Below are 25336 nucleotides of genomic sequence, written 5' to 3'. Positions count from 1 at the left end.
CAGGTCGGTTCAGTCCGTGCAGAACGGGTGGTCGCCCACGGGGATGGCGTGGAAATGGGTGTACTTCCGTTCCCACCACGTCAGGGGATCGAGGGGGCGTTGGTCCGGTTCGGGGCCGAAGGTCACCCGTTCGCCGTGCAGGACGCCGGTGACGACCAGGTCGGCGTCGTCCATCGCCCGGGACCGCAAGGCCAGGAGCGGTACGGCGACGTCAGATCGGGCTGCGCGTTCGATCTCGCGATCGTTCGACGACTCGATGTACACGAGATCCTCCTGCCAGTCGGTCAGGTGGACCGAGGGCAGGAAGAGGTGATTGGCCTCCGTGCCTTCGGTTCGCAGGCTCGAGAACATCGTGAACGAGGCCGTGGTCCGCAACCCGAGGTAGGGATTCATCGCCCAGAACAGCGTCAGCACGATCATGGGGACGTGGATCCAGGTGATGCCCGCGAGGCGTGCCGGCGGCGCAGCCTGTCGCCAGGACCACACCGCCGCGATCACGATCGCGGCCAGCACCACCTTGCTGATCACGTTGGTCGCCGCCGAGGCCGCTGCGACGCTCGCGTAGCCGGCGAAGCCGATCACCGCGAGACCGAGGAGCGCCGCGAGGTGGGGGAACCGTCGAACGTCTCGCACCACCGCCGACTTCCCGGTGAGGCGCTGGAGTCGGTCAAGGAGGTGTTCGGCATCGGGTGCACTGAGGAACAGGAAGAACAGGGCGATGAGCGTCGCGCTGAAGTCCTGGACGCCGATGGCCGGACTGAGCGTGATCAGGCAGTGGAAGACCATGCCGACACGGACACCGTGACGTCGCGTCGCGGGGATCAGCAGCAGGATCGGGATCAGGCTCTCGGCCGTGATGGTGATCAGCATCCACGCCGGATCGAGCGGCAGGTCCCGGGTCACGCCGAACGATGCCCGGGACGCGATAGCGGAAGCGCAGCTGGTCACCGGGTCGAGGAAGGTGGTGTTGTACTTCGCCAGCGCCGCGGCCGAATAGGCGATCAGCAGGACGATCCGGATGCCCGGGACCGCGCGGCGCAGCGCGTCGAACGTGACCTCGCGGCGCAGCGCAAAGCAGGCGAGGATCGTCAGGCCGACGAAGCCGTCGAGCATCCAGTGGTTGGGGGAGTACGGCATCTCGGCGACCATGTCGGCGAGCTGCGCGACCAGCAGGACCCCGAAGAGGCGCAGGTCGTTCGGACGGATCAGTACGGCGAAGGCCAGTGCCGCGACCGCGATGCCCCACACGGTGTCCAGTCGGTGGCGATCGGCCATGCAGACGTGCAGCAGCAGCGCGAGGGCCCACAACCGTACGAAGGCCAGCAGCATCCGGTCGGAAGCGGTGCCGGTGCCGGTCGCAGTGGGTTCGGTGGCGGGTACGGTCACCCGGCCACCCGGGCGATGAAGGCCGCCGACTGCTCGAAGATCGTCGGGGCGTCGTTGTCGATCGTCGCGACGTGGTAGCTCTCCGGGAGCGGGACCCGGGTGACGTCGACCGACGAGATCTGCTTGCGGATGATCTTCTCGGAGGACTCATCGACGACGTGGTCGGCATCGGCCCGGAAGTAGATGACGGGAACCGTGATCTTCGGCAGTGCCTTGATGATGCCGGGCCACGCCTGCATCATCGAGTGGGCTGCCTTGAGGGGCGTCCGGTCGTAGCCGAGCTCGTCGGTGTCGGGCTTCTTGATGTCGTTCCCGATCGCGGGGAACGAACCGACGAGGTGCTTGAGGACCGGCAGCAGCTTCACGTCGAGCCGCTTCGTCGACACCGCCGGGTTGACCAGCATGACGCCCGCGATCTCGCTGTTGCGTGCGGCCGCCAGCTGCAGGACCTGGGCCCCACCCATCGACAGCCCGCCGATGACGACGGCGTCGTGGTCGGCCCGGAGCGCGTCGAAGGTGGAGGTGATCTCCGCGTGCCAGTCCGCCCAGGTGCGCTGGTTGAGGTCCTGCCAGGTGGTGCCGTGCCCGGGCAGGCGGGGTACGACGACGCCGTACCCGCGGTCGCCGAGGTACTCGCCCCACGGCCGCATCGAGGCCGGCGACCCCGTGAATCCGTGGCTCAGGAGGACACCGATGCGCCGGCCTCCGGTCAGCTCCGGTCGGGCGGCGATCGTCAGTGGCGCGGTGAGGGACGCGGGGCTCGGCGGCATGCCGCGATTGTGCCGTACGAACGCAGGCACGCGCGGGTGTCCGTGGAAGGCTGTGGAGGCACTAGGCTTCGTCGCAGGGAAGTCCAAGCGGAAGGTCGGTCGGTTGTTCTACTGGTTCCTCAAGTTCATCGCGCTCGGGCCGCTGTTGAAGTTGATCTTCCGGCCGCGTGCCGAAGGTCTGGAGAACGTCCCGCCGAGCGGTCCGGCGATCCTCGCCAGCAACCACCTGTCGTACGCCGACTGGCTGTTCATGCCGCTGGTCATCCCGCGGATGGTGCGCTTCGTCGCGAAGGCGGAGTACTTCACCTCGCCCGGCATCAAGGGCTGGCTGCAGAAGAACTTCTTCAGCGGCACGGGCAACATCCCGATCGACCGCACCAGCGGCGACGCCGCGTCCGGTGCCCTGGTCTCCGCGAAGCGGGTGCTGGCCGAGAACGAGCTCTTCGGCATCTATCCCGAAGGCACGCGCTCCCACGACGGCCGGCTCTACCGCGGCAAGACCGGTATCGCCCGCCTCACCCTGGAGACCGGTGTCCCGGTGATCCCGGTCGCTGTCGTCGGCACCGACGTGGTGGCGCCCCCGGGCAAGAAGTTCGGCCGGATCACCCGTCCGACCGTTCGCTTCGGCAAGCCGATGGACTTCTCGCGCTACGCCGGCCTCGAGAACGACCGCTTCATCCTGCGCTCGATCACCGACGAGATCATGTACGAGATCATGCGGCTCTCTGGCCAGGAGTACGTCGACATGTACGCCGGCCGCGCCAAGGAGGAGTCCAGGAAGGCCGAGCGCGCCGAGCGCGGCGAGCGCGGCGACGGCGACGAGCGGAAGATCGCGTCCTGACCGACTCCGTCGTGACCAGTGGTACGACGACCCGGGCTGCGGTCGCCGTCGAGAACCGGATGTTCCGGGCGCTCGCGGTGCTGCGGGTGGTCGTCCTGGTCTACGCGGTGACGCTCAACGCCTACCGCAGCAACTTCGAGCATCCCGCCCTCGGCTGGGCCTGTCTCGGGGTCATGGCGGCCGGCACCGTCGCGGCGATCGTCGTCTATGCGGCCCCGGAGCGCCGGGTCCCGGCGGTCCTGGTGGCCGACCTCGCACTGGCGGTTGCCCTGTTGCTCGCCACCCCGGTGGTGAAGGGGGAGTGGTTCCACGCGACCATCCCCGGCTACTGGATCGTCGGTGCGTTGTTGGCGTGGGCGGTTCGCTACGGCTGGCGCGGCGGCACGGTCGCCGCGGTGTTGCTCGGTGCGATCGACCTGCTCAGCCGCGCCGAGGTCCGCCAGCAGGACTGGGGAAACGTCTTCCTGATCCTGCTCGGCGGCTCGATGGTCGGCTTCGTGTGCGAGTCGCTCACGGCGATGGCTGCGGATCGTGACCGCGCTCAGAGCGAGGCCGCCGCAGCCGCCGAACGGGCACGCCTGGCCCGGGTGGTCCATGACGGAGTGCTTCAGGTCCTCGCGCTCGTCCAGCGACGCGGCGGCGAGCTCGGCGGAGAGGCGGCCGAGCTGGGCAGGCTGGCGGGAGCGCAGGAACAGGCGCTGCGCACGCTGATCCGGTCCCAGGACGCGGTCACCTCCGCCCGCACCACAGGGACGAGCGCCGACCTGGCTGCCGCGCTCGGGCGCCTCGGGGCCCGGCCGCACACCGAGGTGGCGCTGCCTGCGGGCGCGATCGAACTGCCGGCGCACGCGGTCGCCGAGATCACCGCTGCCGCGCAGGCCTGCCTCGACAACGTGAGCCGGCACGTCGGTGAGGACGCCCCGGCCTGGATCCTGCTCGAGGACCTCGGCGACCGGGTCGAGGTCACGATCCGCGACGAAGGCCCGGGCATTGCGGCTGGACGCCTCGAGGACGCCGAGCAGCAGGGCCGCCTCGGGGTGCTCGAATCGATCCGGGGCCGGATCAACGACCTGGGCGGGGAAGCCACCCTGGACACCGGGTCCTACGGGACGGAGTGGACCTTCGTGGTCCCTCGCGTCACCCCCTCACGAGGAGACCGATGACGATCCACAGCACGCACCCGTTCGCGGACGCCGATCCTGATCCGGCCCGGCGCTTCCGGGCCCGCGTCGGTGGTGCCGTCACGCTGTGGACCGCCGGTCAGGGCGGATCGCGAGCGGGGCTGACGGTCTCGTCGCTGATGGTCGCCCTCGGTCCGGCGCCGTCGATCCTGGCGCTCCTCGATCCCGACACCGACCTGCTCGACGTGCTCCGCGACGACGGTGTCGCCGTGGTGCAGCTGCTCTCGTGGGCCGATCGCGACCTGGCCGAGGCGTTCGCCGGCACCGCGCCGGCGCCCGGCGGGCCGTTCCGGCAGGCCGAGTTCGTCGACTCCGATCACGGCCCCCGGCTCGCTTCGGCCGACACCTGGGCCGCCGTGCGGTTGATCGGCGAGCGCGAGGTCGGCTGGTCCGTCGAGGTCGAGGTCGTGATCGAGCACGTCGAGATCGATGAGAGCGAAGCCGACGACGCGCTGCTGCACCGGCGAGGCCGGTTCCACCGAGCCTGAGCTCGCCGGTCTAGGGTCGACCCATGTCCGATCAGATCCGGGTGATGGTCGTCGACGACCACCCGATGTGGCGTGATGCGGTCGAGCGCGACCTGACGGCCGCCGGGTTCGCTGTCGTCGCCACGGCCGCCACCGGCACCGAGGCGATCAACCGGTTCCAGGCAACGAGGCCCCAGGTCGTCGTACTCGACCTGCAGATCCCGGAGCCCAGCGGCGTCGAGGTGACCGCCAGCGTGCTGGCCACCGATCCGTCGTCGCGGGTGCTGATCCTGTCGGCGTCGGGGGAGCAGGACGACGTGTTGGCGGCGGTGAAGGCTGGTGCCACCGGTTACCTGGTCAAGTCGGCGTCCGGGACGGAGCTGGTCGCCGCCGTACGCCGCGTGGCCGCAGGCGACAGTGTCTTCACGCCGGGACTTGCTGCGCTGGTGTTGGGGGAGTTCCGGCGGATGAACGAGCCGACCACGCCGCCGGGCGAGAAGCTGACCGAGCGCGAGACCGAGATCCTCAAGATGGTCGCCAAGGGGATGTCCTACAAGCAGATCGCCGAGCGGCTGGTGCTGTCGCACCGCACGGTGCAGAACCACGTGCAGAACACCCTGCGCAAGCTGCAGATGCACAACCGGGTCGAGCTGACCCGCTACGCGATCGAGCAGGGGCTCGATGACTGACGAGCTGACCGACGAGCTGCTGGAGATCGCCGACGAGCTCTACGCGCTGCCGCTCGCGGAGTTCACGCCCGCGCGCGATGCCCGGGTGAAGGAGCTCAAGGGCACGCCGCTGGCTCCCCGGGTCAAGGCGCTGCGTAAGCCGGCGACGGCTGCCTGGGTCGTCAACCTGCTCGTACGACGCGAAGCCGCGCAGGTCGACCAGGTGCTCAACGTCGGAGCCGCCCTCCGTGAGGCGCAACAGGCCATGTCGGCAGGGGAGCTGCGTGCGCTGACCAAGCAGCGACGCCAGGTCACCGCGGCCGTCACCACGCAGGCGCGCCGCCTCGCCGGCGACGAGGGCTTCCGGGTCACCGAGGCGGTGGCCGAACAGGTCGAGGCCACCCTCACCGCAGCAATGGTGGACGAGGCGTGCGGACGCGCGGTGCGCAGCGGACTGCTGGTCACGCCGTTGCACACGACCGGGGTGGAGCCGATGGACCCCGCCGACCTGGCCGGCGCGATCGCCGTGCCCGAAGCCCTGGGCTTCGAGGCGAGTGCCCGGGAGGCGGTGCTGCCCGGGCCGCCCGACCTGCACGTCGTCCCCGACCCGGACCGCGCGGCCAAGGCCATCGCGGCGGCCGAGGAACGGCTCGCTCTCGCTGTCGACGAGTACGACGACGCGAGCTCCACGCACCATGACGCGCTCGCCGAGGTCGAGCGGCTCTCGGCGCGGTCGCTGCAGGTGCAGGCGGAGATCGACGAGCTCCGCCGTCGGCTCGCCGACCTCGAGGAGCAGTCCGACGGGCTGGAGGAGGAGATCGGCGAGGCCGAGGAGGTCCGCGACGCAGCGGCCGCCGACCTCAGGACCGCGACGGCCGAGCGCGACGCGGCCCAGAAGGCCCTGGAGCGCGCAGCAAGCCGCTGAGCGCTGCGGGAGGATCAGCCGTCGCCGCGGACCACCGCGAGGATGCGTTCGTCGATCCACGAGAGGTCGGCTGCGACCCGCATCTCGTAGTTCTCGGTGCCGACCCACGCCGCGAAGTCGCGATGGCCCTCGCCGGCGGCGAAGGTCTCCAGCTCGGCACGCAGCGCGTCGTCGACGACCACCTTCTCGTCCTCGGTCGACGCCGTCAGGTAGAGCTCGTGCAGGTCCAGGAGGCGGGCCAGCTCGTCGATCGGTGCTTCGTGGTCATCGACCCGCAGGTCGACGGCCACGTCGTCGAGACCGCCGTACCCGGCACCGTCGCGGACCACCAGCATCGCCGCCGACTGTCGGCCCCGCCGGTCCCCACCCGCAGCGTCACCCGCGGCGAGGGCAGCGAGGAGACGGTCCTGCAGGGCCGCGTCGGCGTCGCTCTCGAGCCAGGCCTGTTCCATGGCGTCGACGACCTCGACGCCCGCCAGGCAGTTGCCCTGGATGGCCCAGCCGTCGCCCGTGCGGCTGCCGGCCCACGGGATGCACTCGGCGCCGGTGTGGGAGGCCGCACCGCCATCGAGGTCGACGATGCCGACCTGGCGCTGGGCCCGGCCCTCGTCCTCCTCGATCAGTCGCTGCAGCGCGACGGACGCGGTGGCGCCCTCGTCCAGGTGCGAGAGCGCCAGGCCCTTGTAGGCGACGTTGGCATCGGCCTGGGTCGCCACGGCGCCGACGCCGGCGACGGCAGCAGGAACAGCGGAGCCGACGGCCAGGAACTTCGAAGCGACGGCCACACCCCACGTGTCACCGTCGGCGGACCTGGCCACGATCGAGAAGGTCATGGCACAACCGTAGTTCCCGGAACATGGTTAGGGTCGAGACATGCGCGTAGGAGTGCTCACCGGTGGCGGCGACTGTCCTGGACTCAACGCGGTCATCCGCGCCGTCGTTCGCAAGGGCGTCAATGAACACGGCTTCGAGTTCGTCGGCTTCCGTGACGGCTGGCGCGGCCCGCTCGAGGGCATCACCATGCCGCTCGGCATCGAGCAGTGCCGCGGCATCCTGCCGCGCGGTGGCACGATCCTCGGCTCCTCGCGGACCAATCCGTTCGCCGTCGACGGCGGCGTCCAGCGGATCACCGACAACCTCGCGGCCGCCGGGGTCGAGGCGCTCGTCGCGATCGGCGGCGAGGACACCCTCGGCGTCGCCACGAAGCTGGCCGAGCTCGGCGTGAACGTCGTGGGTGTCCCGAAGACGATCGACAACGACCTCTCCGGCACCGACTTCACCTTCGGCTTCGACACCGCGGTCAACATCGCGACCGAGGCGATCGACCGGCTGCACACGACCGCCGAGTCGCACCACCGCGTGCTGGTCGTCGAGGTCATGGGGCGCCACGCCGGCTGGATCGCCCTGCACGCCGGCATCGCCGGTGGTGCCAGCGCCGTGCTGATCCCGGAGATCCCCTTCGACATCGACGCCGTCTGCGCCCACGTGCTGACGCGCTTCAAGAGCGAATACGCCCCGATCATCGTCGTGTCCGAGGGCGCCCTGCCGGCCGACGGCAGCGGCATGACCCTGGCCAGCGGGGAGAAGGACGCGTTCGGCCACGTCCGGCTCGGCGGGATCGGCGACCGGCTCGCCAGCGAGATCGAGCACCGGACGGGCAAGGAGGCCCGCGCCGTCGTACTCGGCCACATCCAGCGGGGTGGCACGCCCTCGGCCTTCGACCGCTGGCTGGCCACCCGGTTCGGGCTGCAGGCGATCGGCGCCGTCGCCGACGGTGAGTACGGCGTCATGGTGGCCCTGCGCGGTACGAACATCGTCCGCGTCCCGCTCATCGAGGGGACCGGTGCGCTCAAGGTCGTGAGCGCTGCCGAGTACGCCGAGGCGCAGGTCTTCTTCGGCTGACAGGTGCCGCGTGGCCCGTGACCGCGGCCCGTGACAAGGACGCCCGTTCGGGGCCACACTCGACTCGTGCAGGCGTGGCGTGCTCCCCGCGCGTTCGACGGCGACAGGTTCCTTCCGGGTGGGGCGACGGTGCTGGTCGAGGGCGACCGGATCGTCGGCGTGGAGTCGGCGGACTTCACTGCGCCGTCGGACTGCCCGGTCACCTCGTACGACGGAACCTTGATGCCGGGCCTGGTCGACGCCCACGTCCATCTCGTCTCGGACGGTTCACTCGGTGCCCTCGAGCGGGTCGGCGCGCTCGACGAGGAGGCCATCGATGCGGCGATCGTGCAGTCGCTGGCCGCGCAGGTCGCGGCAGGGGTGACCACGGTCCGCGACCTCGGGGACCGGGGCTATCGCACCCTGGTGGCACGGGATCGCGGTGCTGCCGGCTCCCCGCGAATCGTCGCCTCGGGGCCGCCCGTGACCACGCCGGGTGGGCACTGCCACTTCCTCGGCGCCGTCGCGGAGACCGAGGACGAGCTGCGGTCTGCGGTGATCGAGCGCCACGAGCGCGGCGCCGACGTCGTCAAGGTGATGGCCAGCGGTGGCTTCCTCACCCCGGGCACCGACATGGTCGGCGTGCAGTACGCCGTCACGGCCCTCAGGGCGGTGGTCGACACCGCGCACGATCGTGGTCTGCCGGTCCTCGCCCATGCCCATTCGCTCGCCGCGATCGAGGCGGCCCTGGCAGCCGGCGTCGACGGGATCGAGCACTTCACGGGGGTCACCGAGGACGGCGCCCAGTTGAGTGACGACCTGCTGGCACGCACGGCCGCGGCCGGCGTCGTGGTCGATCCGACGATGGGCAACGACATGTCACTCGTCGCGACCATGCCGCCGCCCCCGCCCCAGGTGCAGGCGATCATGGACCGGCTGGGGATGGACATGCTCACCTTCTTCGCCCAGCGGTCCGCTGATGTGGGCCGGATGCACCGACACGGTGTTCGGGTCGTCCCGGGTGTCGATGCCGGCGCGATGCCGCTCAAGGCCCACGGCAACGCCTGGCTCGCGGTGCTGGACCTGGTGGCTGCCGGTTGGACGCTCGAGGAGGCGCTGGCCGCGGGGACGGCCGGTGCCGCGGAGGCGTGCGGCCTCCGGACGGTCACGGGTCGGCTCCAGCGGGACCTCGCTGCCGACCTGCTCGTCGTCGACGGGGACCTGCACGCCGCGCCCCGAAGCCTCGGCTCACCCCTGGCCGTGATGGTGCGCGGCGACACGGCCGTGTCGCGGTAGCACGTCAGGTGCTTCACATTCGCGCCGCCGTGCGCGAGGGTGATCCGCGGGGACACAAGCCTTCTGACTCGGCAGGACGGGAAGCCCGATGACCACAGACACCACCAGTACCAGCGTTCCGGACCAGCAGGGACAGCCGGAGCTGAAGCGGGTCCTCGGGCCCGGGCTCCTCCTGCTCTTCATCGTCGGCGACATCCTCGGCGCCGGCGTCTACGCCGTCACGGGTCGCCTGGCCGGTCAGGTCGGCGGCATCGCGTGGCTGCCGTTCCTGGTCGCCTTCGCGGTCGCGACGCTGACGGCCTTCTCGTACCTCGAGCTCGTCACGAAGTACCCCCAGGCGGCGGGTGCCGCGTTGTACACGCACAAGGCGTTCGGCATCCACTTCATCACCTTCCTCGTGGCGTTCACGGTGATCTGCTCCGGCATCACCAGTGCGTCGACCTCGGCGAACCTGCTGGCCAACAACCTGTTGCTCGGCCTGAACGAGATCTGGTCGGGCGTGCCGACCACCCCCGGGTGGGCGCTCTTCGTCGCGCTGGTCTTCATGGGCCTGCTGGCCCTGATCAACCTGCGCGGTGTCGGCGAGAGCGTGAAGTTCAACGTGGTCCTGACCCTCATCGAGATGAGCGCCCTGGCGATCGTGATCGTCATCGGCTTCTCGGTGATCGCCAAGGGAGACGGCGACCTCGAGCGGATCACCGTGTTCGAGAGCCCGTCCGACAAGGGCATGTTCATGGCGGTCACCATCGCCACCGCCATCGCGTTCTTCTCGATGGTCGGCTTCGAGGACTCCGTCAACATGGTCGAGGAGACCAAGGAGCCGGAGCGGATCTTCCCGAAGATGATGCTGACCGGCCTCGGGATCGCCGTCGTGATCTACATGCTGGTGGCCATCTCGGTGATCATCGTGATCCCGCCGGGCGACATCGCGAAGCCCACCAACGCGGACGCCGGCATCCTGATCGACGTCGTGAAGCTCGGGGCGCCCGACCTGCCGATCGACGACATCTTCCCGTTCCTGACGGTGTTCGCGGTGGCGAACACCGCGCTGATCAACATGCTGATGGCCAGCCGGTTGCTCTACGGCATGTCGCAGCAGAAGGTGTTGCCGCCGGTCCTCGGCAAGGTCCTCCCGGGCCGGCGCACGCCGTACGCCGCCATCACCTTCACCACCCTGCTGGCCATGGGCCTGATCATCGCCGTGGTGCGGTTGCGGGACGCCAAGCTCGGGGACGCCGCCGAGGGCACCGAGGTCTCGGTCGTCAGCGCCCTGTCCGGCACCACGGGCCTGCTCCTGCTGGCGGTCTTCTCGATCGTCAACATCTCCTGCCTGATCCTGCGCCGCGAACCGGACAGTGGCCACTTCAAGGCGCCGACCGTCGTCCCGGTGCTCGGTGCGGCGTTCTGCCTGTACCTCCTCGGGCCGTGGGCACGGTTGGCGCCCGACCGCATCCAGTACGTCATCGCCGGGTTCATGTTGCTGCTCGGTGTGGTGCTCTGGGGCGTGACCCGGATCTTCTACAAGCCCGAGGGCGGACAGTTCGCCGACATCGAGCACATGGACATCGATCCCACGGACGACTGATTGATTTGCGCGAGCGCGTTTCCGGCGATGCCTTCGGGCGAGCAAGCTCGCAGCGATCGCCTCCCACCGCGCTGCCGCACGCGCCTTGTCCGCGAGGGGCCTCCCCCTCGGCGGGTCCCGGTGCCGCGCCGTACTCTTGGGGAGTGAGCAATCTCCCGTCCCTCGAGCAGTTGCACGCCATCGGCGCGAAGCAGCAGCCGTCGTACGACGACCCCGCGGCCCTGGCCGCGACCGTCGAACGACTGCGCACGCTTCCTCCGCTGGTCTTTGCAGGCGAGTGCGACGAGCTGAAGTCCAAGATCGCGGCGGCGAGCCGGGGCGAGGCCTTCCTGCTCTGGGGCGGTGACTGCGCCGAGACGTTCGTCGACGCGACGGCCGACAACACCCGCAACAAGCTGCGCGTGCTGCTGCAGATGGCGGTCGTGCTGACCTACGCCGCGTCCGTGCCGGTCGTGAAGGTGGGCCGGCTCGCCGGCCAGTACGCCAAGCCGCGTTCCTCGGACTCGGAGACCCGCGACGGCATCACGCTGCCGGCCTACCGCGGCGACGCGGTCAACGGCTTCGACTTCACTCCTGACTCGCGGCGCCACGACCCGCAGCGACTGCTGGACGTCTACCACGCGTCCGCGTCCACGCTGAACCTCGTACGCGCCTTCACCACGGGTGGGTACGCCGACCTCCGCCAGGTGCACACCTGGAACTCCGAGTTCGTCCGCAACAGCCCCGTCGGCCAGCACTACGAGGCGATGGCCGCCGAGATCGACCGCGCGCTGAACTTCATGCAGGCGATCGGCGCCGACCCCGACGAGTTCCACCGGGTCGACTTCTACTCCTCGCACGAGGCGCTGCTGCTGGAGTACGAACACGCGATGACGCGCATCGATTCGCGCACCGAGGCGCCGTACAACGTCTCGGGCCACATGGTCTGGATCGGTGAGCGCACCCGCCAGCTCGACGGCGCGCACGTCGAGTACTTCAGCCACATCCGCAACCCGATCGGTTGCAAGCTCGGGCCGTCGGCCACCGCCGATGACGCGCTGTCGCTGGCCACCAAGCTCAACCCGACCAACGAACCCGGTCGCCTCACCTTCATCACCCGCTTCGGTGCCAGCAAGATCCGCGACGGTCTCCCCGCGCTGGTCGAGAAGGTCACCGCCGAGGGCGTCGACGTCGCGTGGGTCTGCGATGCCATGCACGGCAACACCTTCGAGGCGTCGAACGGCTACAAGACGCGCCGCTTCGAGGACGTCATCGACGAGGTGCAGGGATTCTTCGACGTGCACCGCGCGCTCGACACCGTCCCGGCCGGCATCCTGGTCGAGAACACCGGCGACGACGTCACCGAGATCATCGGTGGCGGCGAGGAGCTCGACGAGCTCGGCCTCGCGCACCGCTACGAGTCGGTCGTCGACCCGCGCCTGAACCGCGTGCAGTCCCTGGAGTTGTCCTTCCTGGTGGCAGAAATGCTCCGCAAGGCGTGATCGACCTCCGCTCCGACACGGTCTCGCGTCCGACGGACGCGATGCGCGCGGCCATGGCCGCGGCCGAGGTGGGCGACGACGTCTACGGCGAGGACCCCACGGTCCGCGCGCTCGAGGAGCGGGTGGCCGGACTGTTCGGCCACGAGGACGCCCTGTTCACGCCGACCGGTTCGCTGGCCAACGTGCTGGCCGTCTCCCTGGTGGTGGCGCCCGGACAGGAGGTCCTCTGCGAGGCGCGCGCACACATCGCCCGCGCGGAGCTCGGGGCCCACGCCGCCGTCAGTGGCGTCACCATGCGCACCTGGTCCCACCCGCGCGGCCAGCTCGACCTCACGGCGCTCGACGACCTCTTCGCGCCCGACCTCGGCCCGTTCTTCGTCAGGACGGCCGCGATCTCGGTGGAGAACACCCACAACTTCGCCGGTGGCACCGTCGTGCCGCTCGCAGACCTCAAGGCCCTGCGCGCCTTCGCCGACGAGCGGGGCGTGGCCGTCCACCTCGACGGCGCCCGGATCTGGAACGCCCACGTCGCGACCGGCACACCGCTGGCGGAGTACGGCGCGGTGGCCGACGTGATGGCCGTGTGCCTGTCGAAGGGCCTCGGCGCCCCGGCAGGGTCGCTGCTGCTCGGCAGCCGCGAGCAGATGGTCGAGGCCCGCGTCCGGCGCAAGCGGCTCGGCGCAGGGATGCGCCAGGTCGGGATCCTTGCCGCGGCGGGCCTGCACGCCCTCGACCACCATGTCGAGCGGCTGGCCGACGACCACGAGAACGCCCGACTCCTGGCCGAGGCGTGCGGTGTCGACCCGGCCACGGTGGACACCAACATCGTCGCCTTCGACAGCGCCGATGCGCCCGGCTTCGTGGCCGCGGCGCGCGAGGCCGGCGTCCTGATCAGCGCCGTCGGTGCCCGCACGGTCCGCATGGTCACCCACCTCGACGTGACGCGCGCCGACGCGGAGAGCGCCGCCGCGGCACTCGCCGGACTCAGTCCGCGGTAGCTCCCAGGAAGCGGACCTCGCTGATCGCGGTGAAGTCGCGACCGTCCGTCTTGCCGGGTGCCGTGACGGTCAGCAGGTGGACCTTGATCGTCTGGGTCGTCACCGGACCGATGGCCGCCATCTGCATGGCCTGCTTGTCGCCGAACTCCTGCGTGATCCGGGTGCCGTCGTCGAACTCCCACTGGACCGCGCGGACGCGACGATTGCTGCGATACCAGTTGATCGGCCCGTCGACCTTGGCATAGCCGTTGATCATGCCGACGTCGGTGATGACGACCTCCTCGCCCAGGTCGAAGGTCAGCGTTTCGCCCGTGCCGTCGCCAGCCATCCGCCACGCGGTGCGGGGCCTGCCGTCCCACATGTTCGCGACCACGAACCTCACCGGCTTGCCCTTGCGGTCACGACTGGGCTGCGCGATCGACGGCACCGTGGCCGTGACGTCGCTGGTCAGGTCCTCGATGTCGTCGGGGTCGGGGGCATCGACCGGTGCGCCGGTGCCGGTGGCGTCGGGCTGCTCCGGAGCGCCCGGTTCGGAGCCCTCGCCGGACGGATCACCGCTCTGGCTCCGGTCGTCACGGCTGTCGTCGGCGGCCTGCTCGCCGTCGTCGCCGCCGAGGAGAAGGAAGGCGCCGAGGGCGGCCACGAGGGCGAGGACGACGAGCGCGATCACCCAGGGCAGCCAGGGTCGTGGGTCCTTCGGAGCGGCGGGGTACGACGGCGCCAGCACCGGGACCGGGGGCGGTGTCGGCTGCGGCCACGTGGTCGGGGTGGTCGGGGTGGTCGGGGCGGTCACGGTCGGCGGTGCGTCGGCGTACATCGGATAGCGCGCGGAGGGCGGGACCTGGTCGGCCGACGGCGGCACGACGGGTGCGGACCTGGGCTGCGGTGACGAGGCCGCCGACGGGGCTGCGGGCGCGCTGACAGTGGGCGTCGCCTCGGGGTGTCGGCCGGGGACGGGCCTGCCACAATTCGTGCAGAACCGGCCGATCCCGAGTTCGTGCCCGCAGTCGGTGCAAAAGGTCGGGGTGGTCATCGCGGGGGCAACGCTACCGCGAGCCAGCGTGGGGGGCGGCTTATCCAGCCATGGCGCGACGCCTGGCCTCGGCCTCGATGTCCTCCAGGTCGTGCTCCAGGACCTTGCGGGTGCGGTCGTAGCTGAAGCCGCCGAAGGCCGCCCAGATCGCGCGCGACATCGGTGAGCGATGGCTCATCTCCACCGTCGTCGTCATCGCCAGCCGGGTCTGGGCGCGGTCCTGCCCCGTCGGCGTGAGCCGGTACGCCGTCCGGATGATGTCGTGGCCGACCTCGGCCTCGACGACGGTGCGCAGCGGCGGCAGGGACTCGACGACCTGGATCTCCTCGGGACCGTGATGGCCGAAGAGGGTGCGCCTTTCGCGCCACGCCGTGCCGACGTCGTACTCGCCTTCGGTCAGCACCTCGGTCTCGCTGACGCTGCGGAGCACGTCGTCGGCATGGGCGATGTCGGTGATGACGTCCCACACCTGCTCGGGCGGAGCGGGGATCGTGCCGTGGACATGAATGACGTGACCAGCCATGGATTCACTCCTCAAGGTTCCCCCAGACCTCCATGGTGCGCCCGGTCGCCGTGGTGCGCCACCCCAGCGCGTGACAAAACTCGGACAGGAGCTCACACCGCGATGTGGGGTACTTCCCCCTCGATCTTGCGGCGGGGAATCGCCTCGACGACCAGCATCGCCGTCAGCACCATCGCGCCGCCGATCGCCATCCGGCCCGTCAGCGACTCGCCACCGAGCAGGACCGCGAAGAACGCCGCGAACACCGGCTCCATGCTCATGATGATCGCGCTGCGGGTCGGCGGCAGGTGCGCCTGAGCCCATGTCTGGGCCAGCAGCGCGGCGGCGCCCGCGACCAGGGCCATGTAGACGACCGAGGCCCAGTCCGCTCCGCGGTCCGGCAGTACGACGCCCGGCTCGCCCGTCACGAGCGCGGCCGCCGTGCAGATGGCGGCGATGACCAGCACCTGCAGGATCGACATGCCCAGGGCGTCGGCCGGCTTCGACCACGCGCCGAGCCCGACGATGTGGGCGGCGTAGAGCAACGCGGCCACGAGCGTGATGGCCTCGCCGTACCCGATCGAGAAGCCCTCGAGGGAGAGCACGCCGAGTCCGACGGTGGCCAGCACGACGGCTGCCCAGGTGGCCCCGGAGATCCGGCTGCGCAGGATGACGGCGGCGAACAGCGGGGTCGCGACGACGTACAGGCCGGTGATGAAGCCGGACACGCTGGCCGGTGTGTGGGCCAGTCCCGCCGTCTGCAGTATCTGTGCCACGCCGTACAGGCTGCCGAGGACGAGCGCGCGGCGGCGGACCTCGGGGGAGAGCCGGCTGATGGCGCGCGGGGCGACCAGCAGCATCGCGGCGCCGGCGATGAGGAAGCGGACGGCCAGGAAGTCGACCGTCGGTACCCGGTCGAGCAGGTCCTTGATGAGGAAGAACGTCGAGCCCCAGCAGGCCGTCATCGCGAGCAACGCGAGCGTTGCCAGCAGGGTGGTGCGGCGGCCGTCGGGCTGGGTCACCCTCAGACGATATAGAGGATGATCCGGCTGCCCTTCTTGACCCGTTCCCCGGCTTCCGGATCCGTGGCCCACGCCACCTGGCCGCTCAGGAAGATGGAGGCGTGCTCCTTCTTCACCTTGAAGCCGAGCGCCTCGAGCTTGTCGACGGCGTCCTTGGTGGAGAGGTAACGCACCGCCGGCACGGCCACGAGCTCGGGGCCCTTGGAGACGACCAGCTCGACGGTGTCGCCCTTGTAGACGACACCGGTCTTCGGGTTCTGGCTGATGATCGCGCCCTCGGCGATCTCGTCGCTGAACTCCGAGTCGGTCACCTTGACCTGCACGCCGCGGCTCTCCAGGCCCTTCTCGATCTTCTCTGCGTCGCGGCCGGTCCAGTCGCGCACCTTGATCGGCGTCTTGCCCTTGCTGACCACCAGGTCGACCGTCGTGTTGGGCGGCTGGGTCCGGGCGGCCGGCGTGCCGAACGCAGGGTTGGTCGCGACGACCTGGCCCTTCGGGACGGTGTCGGAGTAGGCCTCCGTGGTCTGGCCGAGGACCATCTTGACCTCGGCGAGCGCAGCTTCCGCCTCGTCGACGGTCATCCCGCGCAGGTCGGGGACGTCGTAGCGCTCCTTGCCGCGCGACACGGTCAGCTCGACGGTGTCACCGGGCAGGATCCGTTCGCCGGGCTTGGGATCCGTCGCGATCACGACGCCCGCGGCGACGCTCTCGGAGTAGACCTCCTGCTCGACGCTCGCTTCGAGGCCGGCGTCATCGAGCTTCGCCTCGGCGGCCGCCTGGTCCAGGCTCACCACGCTCGGAGTCGTCGTGTAGCGACCCCAACCGAGCCAGTAGCCGCCCGCGCCGAGCGCGGCGACGACCAGCGCCACCAGCAGGGCGAGTACGACGCCGCGTCGGCCGCGGCGCTCCCGGGGAGCCTGCTGCTGTGGTCGGGCCGGAGGGAGCGAGCGCGGCGCGGCCGGCATGGGGGCCGGGATCACTGTCGTCGACTCGCGATCCTCCGCAGTGGGCCGCCCATCGGACCGGGAGGGGACCAGGTCGGGCGTGCTTTCCCACAACGAGCTCACCGGCTCGGGCGTCGTGTCGTTGCCGGCGTCCCGGAGCTCGTCGGACTCGGCCACCCGCGCGTTGGGCAGAAGGTCGTCGACCAGTTCGGGATCATCGCGGACCCCGCTCTGCAGGGCATGGCTGACCCGGTGCACGTGGTGCAGCAGCACCGTCGCGTCGGAGGGGCGCAGGCTGGGGTCGCGTGTCGTTGCGCGCGCGACCAGCGCGTCGACGTACGCGGGAAGGCCGGGGACGACGCTCGACGGGGCGGGCACGTCGTGGTGGACGTGGCGGTAGGCCACGGCGATCGGGCTCTCGCCGGTGTGCGGCTTGGTGCCGGTGAGCAGCTCGAACAGGATCACGCCGACGGCGTACACGTCGGCGCGTGCGTCGGCGCGCTGCTCGATGACCAGCTCGGGAGCGAGGTACGACACGGTTCCGATGAGCACGCCGTTGGTCGCCGTGTGCTGGGTGTCGGAGCTCACTGCCTTGGCGAGGCCGAAGTCGGCGACCTTGATCCGGCCGTCGTCGGCGATGAGGACGTTCTCGGGCTTCACGTCACGGTGGATCAGGCCCGCCCGGTGGGCCGCGGCGAGCGCCGAGAGCACCGGGTCGATGATCGCCAGCGCCCGTTCGGGCGACATCGGCGCTTCCTTGGTGATCGTGTCGCGCAGCGTGTGGCCGGGGACGTACTCCATCACCAGGTAGATGGTGCCGTCGCCGGTCTCGTCCCGGCCCTGGTCGTAGACCGCGACCACGTTGGAGTGCGACAGCCGTGCCGCTGAACGTGCTTCGCGGACGAAGCGCCGGGCGAACGAGTCGTCGTCGTGGGACGTCGCGTCGCCCAGTCCCGGGTGCATGATCTTGACGGCGACGGTGCGATCCAGGCGGGTGTCGACGGCTTCGTAGACGCTGGCCATGCCGCCGCGGGCGATCCGCGAGCCGATCCGGTAGCGGTTGTCGAGCAGGCGCCCGCTCTGGTGGTCCTGGGTGCGGCGGGGGTCGCCCGGTCGCGCGGCGCCGTCGCCGCGGGCACGCTGATCGTCTCGCACAGCGACCCTCCTGTGCATGTTCCGCTGGGCCGGCCGGGGAAGGTGACCGGGAGGGACATCGTACGGCGCGAGGCCACGCTCACCGATCGGGCACGCCGTAGGGGAAGATGGGTCCATGAGTGAACCGCGACTGGCCGAACAGGACCTTGCCGCCCTCGTCTCCGACTGGTTGACGTGGGAGGAGGCGGCCGAACTGCTCGGCGTGACGCCCGCCAAGGCCCGCACGATGGTCCGCGACCACCAGCTCGCTGCCGCCGTCCCCGCCCTGGTGCCGACGACCGGTGTGAAGCAGGGGATTCCGTCGCTGTTCATCGTCGACGGCGAGCCGGTCAAGGGCCTCCCGGGGCTGCTCACCGTGCTGCACGACAACGGTTTCGACGACCGTGAGTGCATCGCGTGGATCTTCCTGGACGCCGACCTGCCCGGCCGGCCGATCGATGCCCTGCGGGAGAACCGCGGCGCCGAGGTCAAGCGCCGCGCCCAGGCACTGCTGCTCTGACCCGATGGTGCAGATGCCGCAGATGAGCCGGCGGACCCGACAGGTCGTCTCGACAGTTGTCACCGTGGCCCTGCTGCTGGCGGTCTGGTGGCTGCAGAACCGCGGCGCGGACGACGACACGAGGTCGCAGGGCCGCGACGACGCCAGCACGTCGTCGAGCCCGTCGGCCACCCCGTCGAACCAGCCGAAGCCTTCGCCGACCAAGGACGCAGGTCCGTCCGACCCGGCCACGTCGCGGACCGCCGGCGTCGGCAACGACAGCAACATGCCGGCCCAGGACCGTGACGGCTTCCGGTACGTCGCGGTCGACCAGCTGCCGCCCGAAGCGGCTGAGACGCTCGCGCGCATCGACGACGGCGGCCCGTACCCCCATCCGGGCAAGGACGGCTCGACCTTCGGCAACTTCGAGGGCGTCCTCCCGGACAGGCAGCGCGGCTACTACGCGGAGTACACCGTCGAGACACCCGGACTCTCGCACCGTGGCGCGCGGCGGATCATCGCCGGCGACGGGGGAGAGTTCTACTGGACCGAGGACCACTACGAATCCTTCGAGAGGATCTGGAGATGAGCCGGAGATGAGCGGACTGGCAGCCGTCCTCGCCGGACGCCACGCCCCGGGCGTGCACCGCTGGGAGTCCGGCCTCGACGTTGCCGACGTGCGGCACGCGGTGGAGCACGCCGGCTGGACCTTCGGGTACGTCGACGGCGTCGGTCTCGAGAGCCGCGCTGACGTGTTGCGTGCGATCGGGGAGGCGCTGGCGTTCCCGCCGCACTACGGCACGAACCTCGACGCCCTCAACGACTGCCTGCGCGACCTGTCGGGCCCGACGGTCCTGTTGTGGGACGCGTGGTCCGGCTTCGCCCGCGGCGCGCCGGCCGACTTCGCCCGCGTGACCCGGGTGCTCGGCGAGCGGGAAGAGAACGACCCCGTGCTGCAGGTCCTGTTGCGTGGACCCGGGCTGGAAGACGTCGTACCGCTGTTGGCCTAGTAGGCGCGGCTGGTCGCCGCGGCCGCCAGCTGCCGGAGCACCAGGCACGCCTGCGCGTTCCAGCTGCCGGCTGCCTGGCCGGCATCGAGTGCCGCCACCGCGCGGGTGGTCAGCTCCTCGATCATCGACTCGACCTGCTCGCGCGCCCCGCACCCGTCGATGACCGTGCGCAGCTCGGCGACCTCGGCCTCGGTCAGGGCCGTGCCGAGCGCTGCGTCCAGGCGAGCAGCGTCGGCGGGCGAAGCGGCGTCGAGCGCCAGCGCGACGAGCACGGTCCGCTTGCCCTCGACGAGGTCGTCGCCGGCCGGCTTGCCCGTGGTGGCCGGGTCGCCGAAGACGCCGAGCAGGTCGTCGCGCAGCTGGAACGCCTCGCCGAGCGGCAGTCCGAAGGCAGTGAGCAGGTCGAGGGTGGCGGCGTCGGCCCCGGCGAGTGCGGCGCCGACGTGCAGCGGTCGCTCGATGGAGTACTTCGCGGACTTGTAGCGCAGCACCGTCATCGCCTGCTCGACGCTGGCGCGGCCGCGCGCCTGGACGGAGACGTCGAGGAACTGGCCGGCGATCACCTCCGAGCGGCACAGGTCGAACACGTCGAGTGCCGGACCGACGCGGTCCCGGTCCAGGCCGCAGCGACGCAGCAGCTCGTCGGCCCACGAGAGGAGCAGGTCGCCCAGAAGGATGGCTGCCGCGGCGCCGTACTGCTCCGCGTCACCACGCCATCCGTCGGCGCGGTGCTCGGCCTCGAAGCCGCGGTGCGTGGCGGGACGTCCGCGCCGGGTGTCGGAGGCGTCCATCAGGTCGTCGTGGACCAGGGCGCTCGCGTGCAGCAGCTCCAGCGACGCGGAGGCGCGGCCGACGGCCTCGGCCTCGGTGCCGTGCGGGATGCCGGCGATCGCGGCGAAGCCCCAGTGGCAGAACGCCGCACGGAACCGCTTGCCGCCGGACACCAGCGCCCGGGCCTCGGCCATGAGCCGGGTGGCGTCGGTGCCCAGGGGAGCGAGGCGTGCTTCCTGCTCGGAGAGGAACGCATCCACCGTGGCCTGGACCGTCGTGCGAAAACTGGTCGGGTCCCACGCCTGCTCGTTCACCTGCCCGAGCCTAGTGAGGTGTCGGGAAGTCGAGACGATGCCCCCTGCCGTGCCCGCCACATCTAGACTTCCGCCCATGACTACCGGTGCTGGGCGCTCCCTCGGCGAGATCCTCCGTGATGGCGGACGGTCCTTCTCGTTCGAGTTCTTTCCCCCCAAGGATGACGCGGGCGAAGCCCAGCTCTGGGACGCGATCCGGGCCCTCGAGCCCTACCGCCCCACCTTCGTCTCCGTGACGTACGGCGCCGGCGGCGCCACCCGCGACAAGACGGTGTCCATCACCGGCCGGATCGCCCGCGAGACCGAGCTCGTCCCGATGGCCCACCTCACCTGCGTCGGGCACACCCGCGAGGAGCTCGAGGGCATCCTCGACTCCTACGTCGCCGAAGGCGTCAGCCACGTGATGGCGCTGCGGGGTGACCCGCAGGAGGGTCCGCGCGCCGACTGGACGCCCACCGAGGGTGGCCTCAACTACGCCGTCGACCTCGTCGAGCTGGCGCGCTCGCGCGGTGACTTCCGCGTCGGCGTCGCTGCGTTCCCCGAGGGCCACCCGTCCGCTGCGTCGCTCGACCACGATGCCGACGTCCTGGTCGCCAAGGCCGAGGCCGGTGCCGAGTTCGCCGTCACCCAGATGTTCTTCCGCGCCGAGGACTACTTCGGCCTCGTCGAGCGCGTCCGTGCCCGCGGTGCGGACATCCCGATCCTGCCCGGCATCATGCCGATCCTGAACCTGAGCGCGATCCGTCGCCAGGGCGAGCTGATCGGCACCAGCGTCCCCGACGACATCGTCGCGCGGATCGCCGCGTTCGACGGCGACCCTGCCGCCGTTCGCGCCGAGGGCATCAAGGTCGCGGCCGAGCTCTGCCACGAGCTGCTGGCCGGCGGCGCGCCGGGCCTGCACTTCTACACGCTCAACCGGTCGAAGGCGACGCTCGAGATCTTCGAAGCGCTGCAGATCACGGTCTGACCGACCGGTCCGAAGGCGTCAGGCGGGGCCGATCAGGCTCGCCACGAGCGCTGCCGACTGCGTCACGAACGGGACGCCGGCGCCCGGTGCGCCGTGCGCGCCGGCGACGTACACGCCCTGGACGGGTGTGGTCGGGCCGAGGCGGTGACGGACCGTGCCACGGCCCTGCCACAGCACGCCGAGCGGCGATCCGCGCCACTGCTCGACGAGGTCGCGCGGCGAGAGGTCGACGCGGGTGACGATGTTCTCCCGGATGTCGATGCCGTGCCGGACGAGGGCGTCGACCATGTCCTCGGCGATCTTGCCCCGACCGTGCAGCGTCCACGCGGCACCGCCCTCGGGTGCCTCCCCGCCCGGCCGCACGGTGATCAGCGGTTCGGCGTGGAAGACGATCTCGTGCGACAGGTCGGGGACGTCTCCCTCCAGGCCGAGGTGGGCCACGACCGGCGGAATGGCCGGCATGGTGCGTTCGACGTACGACGCCAGGGACGGCAGGCGACGCGGGTCGATCGCGACGACCACGGCGTCTGCGTCGGCCTCGCCCTCAGCCGTGCGGACACCTACGACGCGCCCCTCCCGGATGACCAGGTCGATGACCTCGGTGCCGGTGCGGACGGTGACCTCGCGCAGCGTCAGGCGCGTTTCGAGCAGCTCGAGCAGGCGACGCATGCCGCCGGGGATCCGCCAGCCGCCGAAGGTCTGCTCGAGGTACGACGTCACGCCCACCCAGGAGGGGGTGTTGCGGAGGTCGTGGCCCTCGGCGATGGCCAGGTGTCCGGCGATCAGCGCCAGGCGCTCGTCGCGGAAGTCGTGGCGCAGCCGCTTGTAGAGCGTCTCGCGGATGTCGAACAGGTCGTCGAGGTCCTTGGGGACGGCACCCTTCGTGCGCGGATCCCAGGGTGTCTCGACGTAGTGCTTGCGCAGCACGTCCCACACCGGACCATAGACGTCGACGTGGCGGGCCCACTTCTCGCCGAGGCCGGGACCGAGGGTGTCCATCGCGGTCATCTGGTCGGCACGCGAACCGCCGGGAACCTGCACCGACGTCCGGTCCGCGAAGCGGTGCTCGCGCAGGACGGGGAGCGGTTCGAGGTCGCACCCGAGCTCGGTCTCGAGCGGACGACCGGTCTTGCGGAACAGGTCGCGCAGCGCGGCCGGCACCAGTGTCGACGTCGGCCCGGCGTCCCAGGTGAAGTCGTCCTGGTGGACGGGCGCGAGCGCGCCGCCGAGGTGGCCGGCGGCTTCCAGCAGCGCCACCTCGTGGCCCTGCTTGGAAAGGCGGGCGGCGGTGGCCATGCCACCGAGTCCACCTCCGATGACGACGATGCGTGCCATGGGTGTCCGTTCTAGTCGACGTCGATCGGGGTGGCGCCGGTCAGCGCCAGGAGTTCGTCGTACGACGTCGAGAAGACCGCGGCCGGGTGACCGGCGGCGGCCCAGACGACGTCGTACTTCTTGAGCCATGAGTCGAGGTAGGTCGCGATCGGCGCCGGGTGGGCGATGGGGGACACCCCGCCGATCACCTGGCCGGTGTGCTGCTTCACGAAGTCCGGCTTCGCCCGTCGCAGCTCCGCGCCACCGATCCGCTCGCGGGTGAGCGCCGTGTCGACCCGGTGGGCACCCGAGGTCAGGATGAGGACGGGAGTTCCGTCGGCATCGAAGAGCAGACTGTTCGCGATCGCACCGACCTCGCAGCCGAGCGCCTCGGCCGCAAGTGCGGCCGTGTGGACCGTGTCGGGCAGAATGACAATCTCCCCGCTACCGCTGAGGCGCTCGTGTTCCTCGCGGAACCGGGCGATCGAGGGGTGGTCGGCCGACATGGGGAGACCCTATCGACCGGGCCCGCCCGCCGATGGACAGCCCGCTGATGCAGGAGGAACGATGACCAAGAGACCACCGGCAGTCGAGCTCGCGTGCTGGCTGTTGTGGTTCCTGCTGGCGGCCGGAGCGCTCGTGTGCGTGATGGTCGTGGTCAAGAGCGACGACCTCGGGGCCGTCTGGTCGCCCATGCAGGTCGGTGACAGCACCGTCCAGCCCGTCGAGTTCGTGCCCGTCATCCTGGTCCTGTACGGCGTCACGGCTGTCCTCGCGGCCACGCTGATCGCGCTCTTCCGCACGGGCAACAACTGGGCGCGCCACTCGCTGGCCTGCATCGTCGTCAGCATCTTCGTGGTCACCGTCGCGACCGTGCGGACCGACCCGCCGACGCTCGTCGAGTGGTCCGCGATCGCTGCGGCGGTGCTCAGTGCCGTGACGCTGGTCTTCATCTGGCACCCCCAGAGCCACCACTTCGTGCGCGACGCCGGTCGCGAGCTGGCGCAGAAGGACACGGCCCCGATCGACTCCTGATCGACTCCTGACCGACTCTTGACGTCGTGTCGGAGCCGGGGTGTACCTTCGAATCGTTCGAACAAGTGTTCGAACTTCGTTCGAAGGAGACCGTTCCGTGGACCAGCAGTTCGCCCCCTCGTTCCAGGTCGGCCCGCACACCCTGCCGGCGACCACCCACAACTACCTCCTTCGCGCGGCGCAGTCGCTCAGCGAGGCCGTGTCGGCCGGCGACGTCGCCACGCGCTACGCATGCGCCCACGTCGCGGCGCTCCGGGCGGCCGCTGCCCTGCTGTCGGCGCGGGCGCGCCCGGCCACGGGTCGGATGCGGCACCAGAAGAACGCGTGGGTGCTGCTGGCCGAGGTGGCGCCCGAGATGGGGGAGTGGGCGACCTTCTTCGCGGCCGGGGCCACCAAGCGTGCCGCCGCCGAGGCAGGGTCCTCCCGTGCGGCGTCGCCGCGAGAAGCCGATGACCTGGTCCGCGACGCCGATCGCTTCCTTGCCCTGGTCGAGCAGGCCCTGGGCCTGACCCCGCACGCCCCCGTCGGTGAGCAGCTGGTTGTCCGGGCCGTCGGCTGATCCGTCCCCGGGCCCACTAGTGTTTCCCGCATGGCCTCTCGCGAGCAGCGTGGTTCGGTGCGGACTGCCGTCGTCTGGGATGCGCTCGAAGCGGCCCTCGCCGACGGCCCCCGCGACGTGGTCGACCTCGGCGGCGGCACCGGCGGCTTCGCCGTACGCCTGGCCGAGTCGGGCCACCGGGTGCGCGTCGTCGACCCGAGTCCCGATGCCCTCGCCGCCCTGGGGCGACGCGCCCAGGAGGCCGACCTGGAGGTCTCGGGCCTGCAGGGTGACGTCACCGACCTGGTCGATGTCGTCGGCGCAGGCAGCGCCGACGTTGTCCTGTGCCACGGGGTCCTCGAGGTCGTCGACCCGGTGCTCGCGCTGGACCACATCGCGCAGGTGCTGCGGCCGGGCGGACTGCTCAGCCTCGTGGTCGGGCAGCGCCACGCTGCCGTCCTCGCACGGGCAATGTCCGGGAACTTCGCGCAGGCCCGCGCCCTGCTCGACGGTGTCGAGACGGTCGACCACCGCACCGGCCGTCGTTTCGCCCTGGGCGAGATCGAGGAGCTGCTCGCCGGCGCCGGCTTCGCGACCACCACGATGCACGGGGTGCGGGTCTTCACCGACCTCGTGCCCGCAGCGCTGGTCGACATCGAACCCGGTGCGGTCGCGGCCCTCATCGACCTGGAGCGCGCGGTCGCCGAGCGCCCGGAGTACTTCCACCTCGCCGCGCAGCTGCACGTGCTCGCTCGCTGGCAGTGACACCTGGGC

The 25336-nt window shown here is 70.8% G+C and carries 27 protein-coding genes; 17 read left to right on the top strand and 10 right to left on the bottom strand.

What is annotated here, in order from left to right; genetic code table 11:
- Positions 1–9: 9 nt before the first annotated feature.
- Both ACOACQ_RS01435 and ACOACQ_RS01430 read right to left on the bottom strand, forming a co-directional pair.
- Positions 10–1386: a hypothetical protein gene (locus ACOACQ_RS01435; RefSeq protein WP_420287448.1), complete on the bottom strand. Its 1377-nt coding sequence runs from the start codon at positions 1384–1386 to the stop codon at positions 10–12.
- Entirely contained in the window at positions 1383–2156 is a 774-nt protein-coding gene (locus ACOACQ_RS01430; RefSeq protein WP_378597481.1) for an alpha/beta hydrolase, read from the bottom strand. Before ACOACQ_RS01430 ends, ACOACQ_RS01435 begins: the two co-directional genes overlap by 4 nt.
- A gap of 103 nt (positions 2157–2259) precedes the next feature.
- Here ACOACQ_RS01430 and ACOACQ_RS01425 point away from each other — a divergent pair, with 103 nt between their 5' ends.
- From ACOACQ_RS01425 to ACOACQ_RS01405, 5 genes are read left to right on the top strand one after another with little or no spacing between them, the layout of a single operon-like run.
- Positions 2260–2997 carry a lysophospholipid acyltransferase family protein gene (locus ACOACQ_RS01425; protein WP_420287447.1) on the top strand — a complete coding sequence of 246 codons (738 nt, stop codon included), beginning with the start codon at positions 2260–2262 and terminating at the stop codon, positions 2995–2997.
- Between the two features lie 11 nt (positions 2998–3008).
- A complete protein-coding gene (macS, locus tag ACOACQ_RS01420) occupies positions 3009–4160 on the top strand; it encodes a MacS family sensor histidine kinase (RefSeq protein WP_420287446.1) in 1152 nt (383 codons plus the stop codon).
- Positions 4157–4666 (top strand): flavin reductase, encoded by a 510-nt coding sequence (locus tag ACOACQ_RS01415; protein ID WP_420287445.1) that lies wholly within the window; start codon positions 4157–4159, stop codon positions 4664–4666. Before macS ends, ACOACQ_RS01415 begins: the two co-directional genes overlap by 4 nt.
- Positions 4667–4689: 23 nt before the next feature.
- Complete coding sequence (locus ACOACQ_RS01410; RefSeq protein WP_378597485.1) at positions 4690–5334, top strand: response regulator; 645 nt, start codon at positions 4690–4692, stop codon at positions 5332–5334.
- A complete protein-coding gene (locus tag ACOACQ_RS01405; protein ID WP_378597486.1) occupies positions 5327–6238 on the top strand; it encodes a hypothetical protein in 912 nt (303 codons plus the stop codon). The genes ACOACQ_RS01410 and ACOACQ_RS01405 overlap by 8 nt, the downstream gene beginning before the upstream one ends.
- 14 nt (positions 6239–6252) lie before the next feature.
- Here the strand turns inward: ACOACQ_RS01405 and ACOACQ_RS01400 are convergent, their stop codons facing one another.
- On the bottom strand, positions 6253–7071 hold the full coding sequence (locus ACOACQ_RS01400; RefSeq protein WP_378597487.1) for a DUF1028 domain-containing protein: 819 nt from the start codon (positions 7069–7071) through the stop codon (positions 6253–6255).
- Positions 7072–7111: 40 nt separating this feature from the next.
- Between ACOACQ_RS01400 and ACOACQ_RS01395 the strand changes: the two genes are divergently transcribed.
- The 5 genes from ACOACQ_RS01395 to ACOACQ_RS01375 all read left to right on the top strand — a co-directional run bounded on the left by ACOACQ_RS01395 (position 7112) and on the right by ACOACQ_RS01375 (position 13479).
- Positions 7112–8140: a 6-phosphofructokinase gene (locus ACOACQ_RS01395; RefSeq protein WP_378597488.1), complete on the top strand. Its 1029-nt coding sequence runs from the start codon at positions 7112–7114 to the stop codon at positions 8138–8140.
- 66 nt (positions 8141–8206) lie between these two features.
- The gene (locus ACOACQ_RS01390) at positions 8207–9415 is read left to right on the top strand and encodes an amidohydrolase family protein (RefSeq protein WP_420287444.1); all 1209 of its coding nucleotides are present in this window, start codon (positions 8207–8209) and stop codon (positions 9413–9415) included.
- Positions 9416–9503: 88 nt separating this feature from the next.
- Positions 9504–11000 carry an APC family permease gene (locus ACOACQ_RS01385; protein ID WP_378597490.1) on the top strand — a complete coding sequence of 499 codons (1497 nt, stop codon included), beginning with the start codon at positions 9504–9506 and terminating at the stop codon, positions 10998–11000.
- A gap of 143 nt (positions 11001–11143) precedes the next feature.
- Positions 11144–12481 (top strand): class II 3-deoxy-7-phosphoheptulonate synthase, encoded by a 1338-nt coding sequence (locus ACOACQ_RS01380; RefSeq protein WP_378597491.1) that lies wholly within the window; start codon positions 11144–11146, stop codon positions 12479–12481.
- Complete coding sequence (locus ACOACQ_RS01375; RefSeq protein ID WP_420287443.1) at positions 12478–13479, top strand: threonine aldolase family protein; 1002 nt, start codon at positions 12478–12480, stop codon at positions 13477–13479. The genes ACOACQ_RS01380 and ACOACQ_RS01375 overlap by 4 nt, the downstream gene beginning before the upstream one ends.
- Here ACOACQ_RS01375 and ACOACQ_RS01370 read toward each other — a convergent pair.
- From ACOACQ_RS01370 to pknB, 4 genes are all read right to left on the bottom strand, one after another.
- Positions 13466–14512, bottom strand: a complete 1047-nt coding sequence (locus tag ACOACQ_RS01370; RefSeq protein ID WP_420287442.1) for an NADase-type glycan-binding domain-containing protein — start codon at positions 14510–14512, stop codon at positions 13466–13468. The genes ACOACQ_RS01375 and ACOACQ_RS01370 overlap by 14 nt on opposite strands.
- A 40-nt stretch (positions 14513–14552) precedes the next feature.
- Positions 14553–15035 (bottom strand): SRPBCC family protein, encoded by a 483-nt coding sequence (locus tag ACOACQ_RS01365; protein WP_378597494.1) that lies wholly within the window; start codon positions 15033–15035, stop codon positions 14553–14555.
- A gap of 92 nt (positions 15036–15127) precedes the next feature.
- Entirely contained in the window at positions 15128–16036 is a 909-nt protein-coding gene (locus ACOACQ_RS01360) for a DMT family transporter (RefSeq protein WP_420287441.1), read from the bottom strand.
- 2 nt (positions 16037–16038) lie between these two features.
- Complete coding sequence (gene pknB / locus ACOACQ_RS01355; RefSeq protein ID WP_420287440.1) at positions 16039–18135, bottom strand: Stk1 family PASTA domain-containing Ser/Thr kinase; 2097 nt, start codon at positions 18133–18135, stop codon at positions 16039–16041.
- 115 nt (positions 18136–18250) lie between these two features.
- Between pknB and ACOACQ_RS01350 the strand changes: the two genes are divergently transcribed.
- From ACOACQ_RS01350 to ACOACQ_RS01340, 3 genes are read left to right on the top strand one after another with little or no spacing between them, the layout of a single operon-like run.
- Positions 18251–18634, top strand: coding sequence for an Rv2175c family DNA-binding protein (locus ACOACQ_RS01350; protein WP_378597498.1), 384 nt, complete (start codon positions 18251–18253; stop codon positions 18632–18634).
- Positions 18635–18638: 4 nt separating this feature from the next.
- Entirely contained in the window at positions 18639–19202 is a 564-nt protein-coding gene (locus tag ACOACQ_RS01345) for a ribonuclease domain-containing protein (RefSeq protein WP_378597499.1), read from the top strand.
- Between the two features lie 7 nt (positions 19203–19209).
- Entirely contained in the window at positions 19210–19623 is a 414-nt protein-coding gene (locus tag ACOACQ_RS01340) for a barstar family protein (protein ID WP_420287439.1), read from the top strand.
- On the opposite strand, the gene ACOACQ_RS01335 is transcribed toward ACOACQ_RS01340, so the two are convergent.
- Positions 19620–20708, bottom strand: a complete 1089-nt coding sequence (locus tag ACOACQ_RS01335; protein WP_420287438.1) for a polyprenyl synthetase family protein — start codon at positions 20706–20708, stop codon at positions 19620–19622. The genes ACOACQ_RS01340 and ACOACQ_RS01335 overlap by 4 nt on opposite strands.
- Positions 20709–20784: 76 nt before the next feature.
- Here ACOACQ_RS01335 and metF point away from each other — a divergent pair, with 76 nt between their 5' ends.
- Entirely contained in the window at positions 20785–21675 is an 891-nt protein-coding gene (metF, locus tag ACOACQ_RS01330; protein WP_420287437.1) for a methylenetetrahydrofolate reductase [NAD(P)H], read from the top strand.
- An 18-nt stretch (positions 21676–21693) separates the two neighbouring features.
- On the opposite strand, the gene ACOACQ_RS01325 is transcribed toward metF, so the two are convergent.
- Positions 21694–23010: a phytoene desaturase family protein gene (locus ACOACQ_RS01325; protein ID WP_420287436.1), complete on the bottom strand. Its 1317-nt coding sequence runs from the start codon at positions 23008–23010 to the stop codon at positions 21694–21696.
- A gap of 11 nt (positions 23011–23021) precedes the next feature.
- Positions 23022–23495 (bottom strand): YbaK/EbsC family protein, encoded by a 474-nt coding sequence (locus tag ACOACQ_RS01320; protein ID WP_378597504.1) that lies wholly within the window; start codon positions 23493–23495, stop codon positions 23022–23024.
- Between the two features lie 61 nt (positions 23496–23556).
- Here ACOACQ_RS01320 and ACOACQ_RS01315 point away from each other — a divergent pair, with 61 nt between their 5' ends.
- The 3 genes from ACOACQ_RS01315 to ACOACQ_RS01305 all read left to right on the top strand — a co-directional run bounded on the left by ACOACQ_RS01315 (position 23557) and on the right by ACOACQ_RS01305 (position 25327).
- A complete protein-coding gene (locus ACOACQ_RS01315) occupies positions 23557–24024 on the top strand; it encodes a hypothetical protein (protein ID WP_378597505.1) in 468 nt (155 codons plus the stop codon).
- 97 nt (positions 24025–24121) lie between these two features.
- Positions 24122–24583: an SAV_6107 family HEPN domain-containing protein gene (locus tag ACOACQ_RS01310; protein WP_378597506.1), complete on the top strand. Its 462-nt coding sequence runs from the start codon at positions 24122–24124 to the stop codon at positions 24581–24583.
- A 30-nt stretch (positions 24584–24613) separates the two neighbouring features.
- Positions 24614–25327 carry a methyltransferase domain-containing protein gene (locus ACOACQ_RS01305; RefSeq protein WP_378597507.1) on the top strand — a complete coding sequence of 238 codons (714 nt, stop codon included), beginning with the start codon at positions 24614–24616 and terminating at the stop codon, positions 25325–25327.
- Positions 25328–25336 lie beyond the last annotated feature (9 nt).

Origin of the sequence: Nocardioides sp. CPCC 206347 (assembly GCF_048654605.1) — a bacterium.
Classification (GTDB): domain Bacteria; phylum Actinomycetota; class Actinomycetes; order Propionibacteriales; family Nocardioidaceae; genus Nocardioides.
The sequence above is the reverse complement of the archived record's forward strand: the minus strand, read 5'-3'. Positions and strand labels throughout refer to the sequence as shown.

Bases quoted from the DNA above. Each gene is read 5' to 3' on its own strand.
- ACOACQ_RS01345 (WP_378597499.1), top strand. From the start codon at position 18,639: ATGGTGCAGATGCCGCAGATGAGCCGGCGGACCCGACAGGTCGTCTCG.
- ACOACQ_RS01395 (WP_378597488.1), top strand. From the start codon at position 7,112: ATGCGCGTAGGAGTGCTCACCGGTGGCGGCGACTGTCCTGGACTCAAC.
- ACOACQ_RS01400 (WP_378597487.1), bottom strand. From the start codon at position 7,071: ATGACCTTCTCGATCGTGGCCAGGTCCGCCGACGGTGACACGTGGGGT.
- ACOACQ_RS01370 (WP_420287442.1), bottom strand. From the start codon at position 14,512: ATGACCACCCCGACCTTTTGCACCGACTGCGGGCACGAACTCGGGATC.
- ACOACQ_RS01320 (WP_378597504.1), bottom strand. From the start codon at position 23,495: ATGTCGGCCGACCACCCCTCGATCGCCCGGTTCCGCGAGGAACACGAG.
- ACOACQ_RS01415 (WP_420287445.1), top strand. From the start codon at position 4,157: ATGACGATCCACAGCACGCACCCGTTCGCGGACGCCGATCCTGATCCG.
- ACOACQ_RS01365 (WP_378597494.1), bottom strand. From the start codon at position 15,035: ATGGCTGGTCACGTCATTCATGTCCACGGCACGATCCCCGCTCCGCCC.
- ACOACQ_RS01430 (WP_378597481.1), bottom strand. From the start codon at position 2,156: ATGCCGCCGAGCCCCGCGTCCCTCACCGCGCCACTGACGATCGCCGCC.
- ACOACQ_RS01305 (WP_378597507.1), top strand. From the start codon at position 24,614: ATGGCCTCTCGCGAGCAGCGTGGTTCGGTGCGGACTGCCGTCGTCTGG.
- ACOACQ_RS01340 (WP_420287439.1), top strand. From the start codon at position 19,210: ATGAGCGGACTGGCAGCCGTCCTCGCCGGACGCCACGCCCCGGGCGTG.
- ACOACQ_RS01350 (WP_378597498.1), top strand. From the start codon at position 18,251: ATGAGTGAACCGCGACTGGCCGAACAGGACCTTGCCGCCCTCGTCTCC.
- ACOACQ_RS01315 (WP_378597505.1), top strand. From the start codon at position 23,557: ATGACCAAGAGACCACCGGCAGTCGAGCTCGCGTGCTGGCTGTTGTGG.
- ACOACQ_RS01385 (WP_378597490.1), top strand. From the start codon at position 9,504: ATGACCACAGACACCACCAGTACCAGCGTTCCGGACCAGCAGGGACAG.
- ACOACQ_RS01410 (WP_378597485.1), top strand. From the start codon at position 4,690: ATGTCCGATCAGATCCGGGTGATGGTCGTCGACGACCACCCGATGTGG.
- metF (WP_420287437.1), top strand. From the start codon at position 20,785: ATGACTACCGGTGCTGGGCGCTCCCTCGGCGAGATCCTCCGTGATGGC.
- ACOACQ_RS01325 (WP_420287436.1), bottom strand. From the start codon at position 23,010: ATGGCACGCATCGTCGTCATCGGAGGTGGACTCGGTGGCATGGCCACC.
- ACOACQ_RS01405 (WP_378597486.1), top strand. From the start codon at position 5,327: ATGACTGACGAGCTGACCGACGAGCTGCTGGAGATCGCCGACGAGCTC.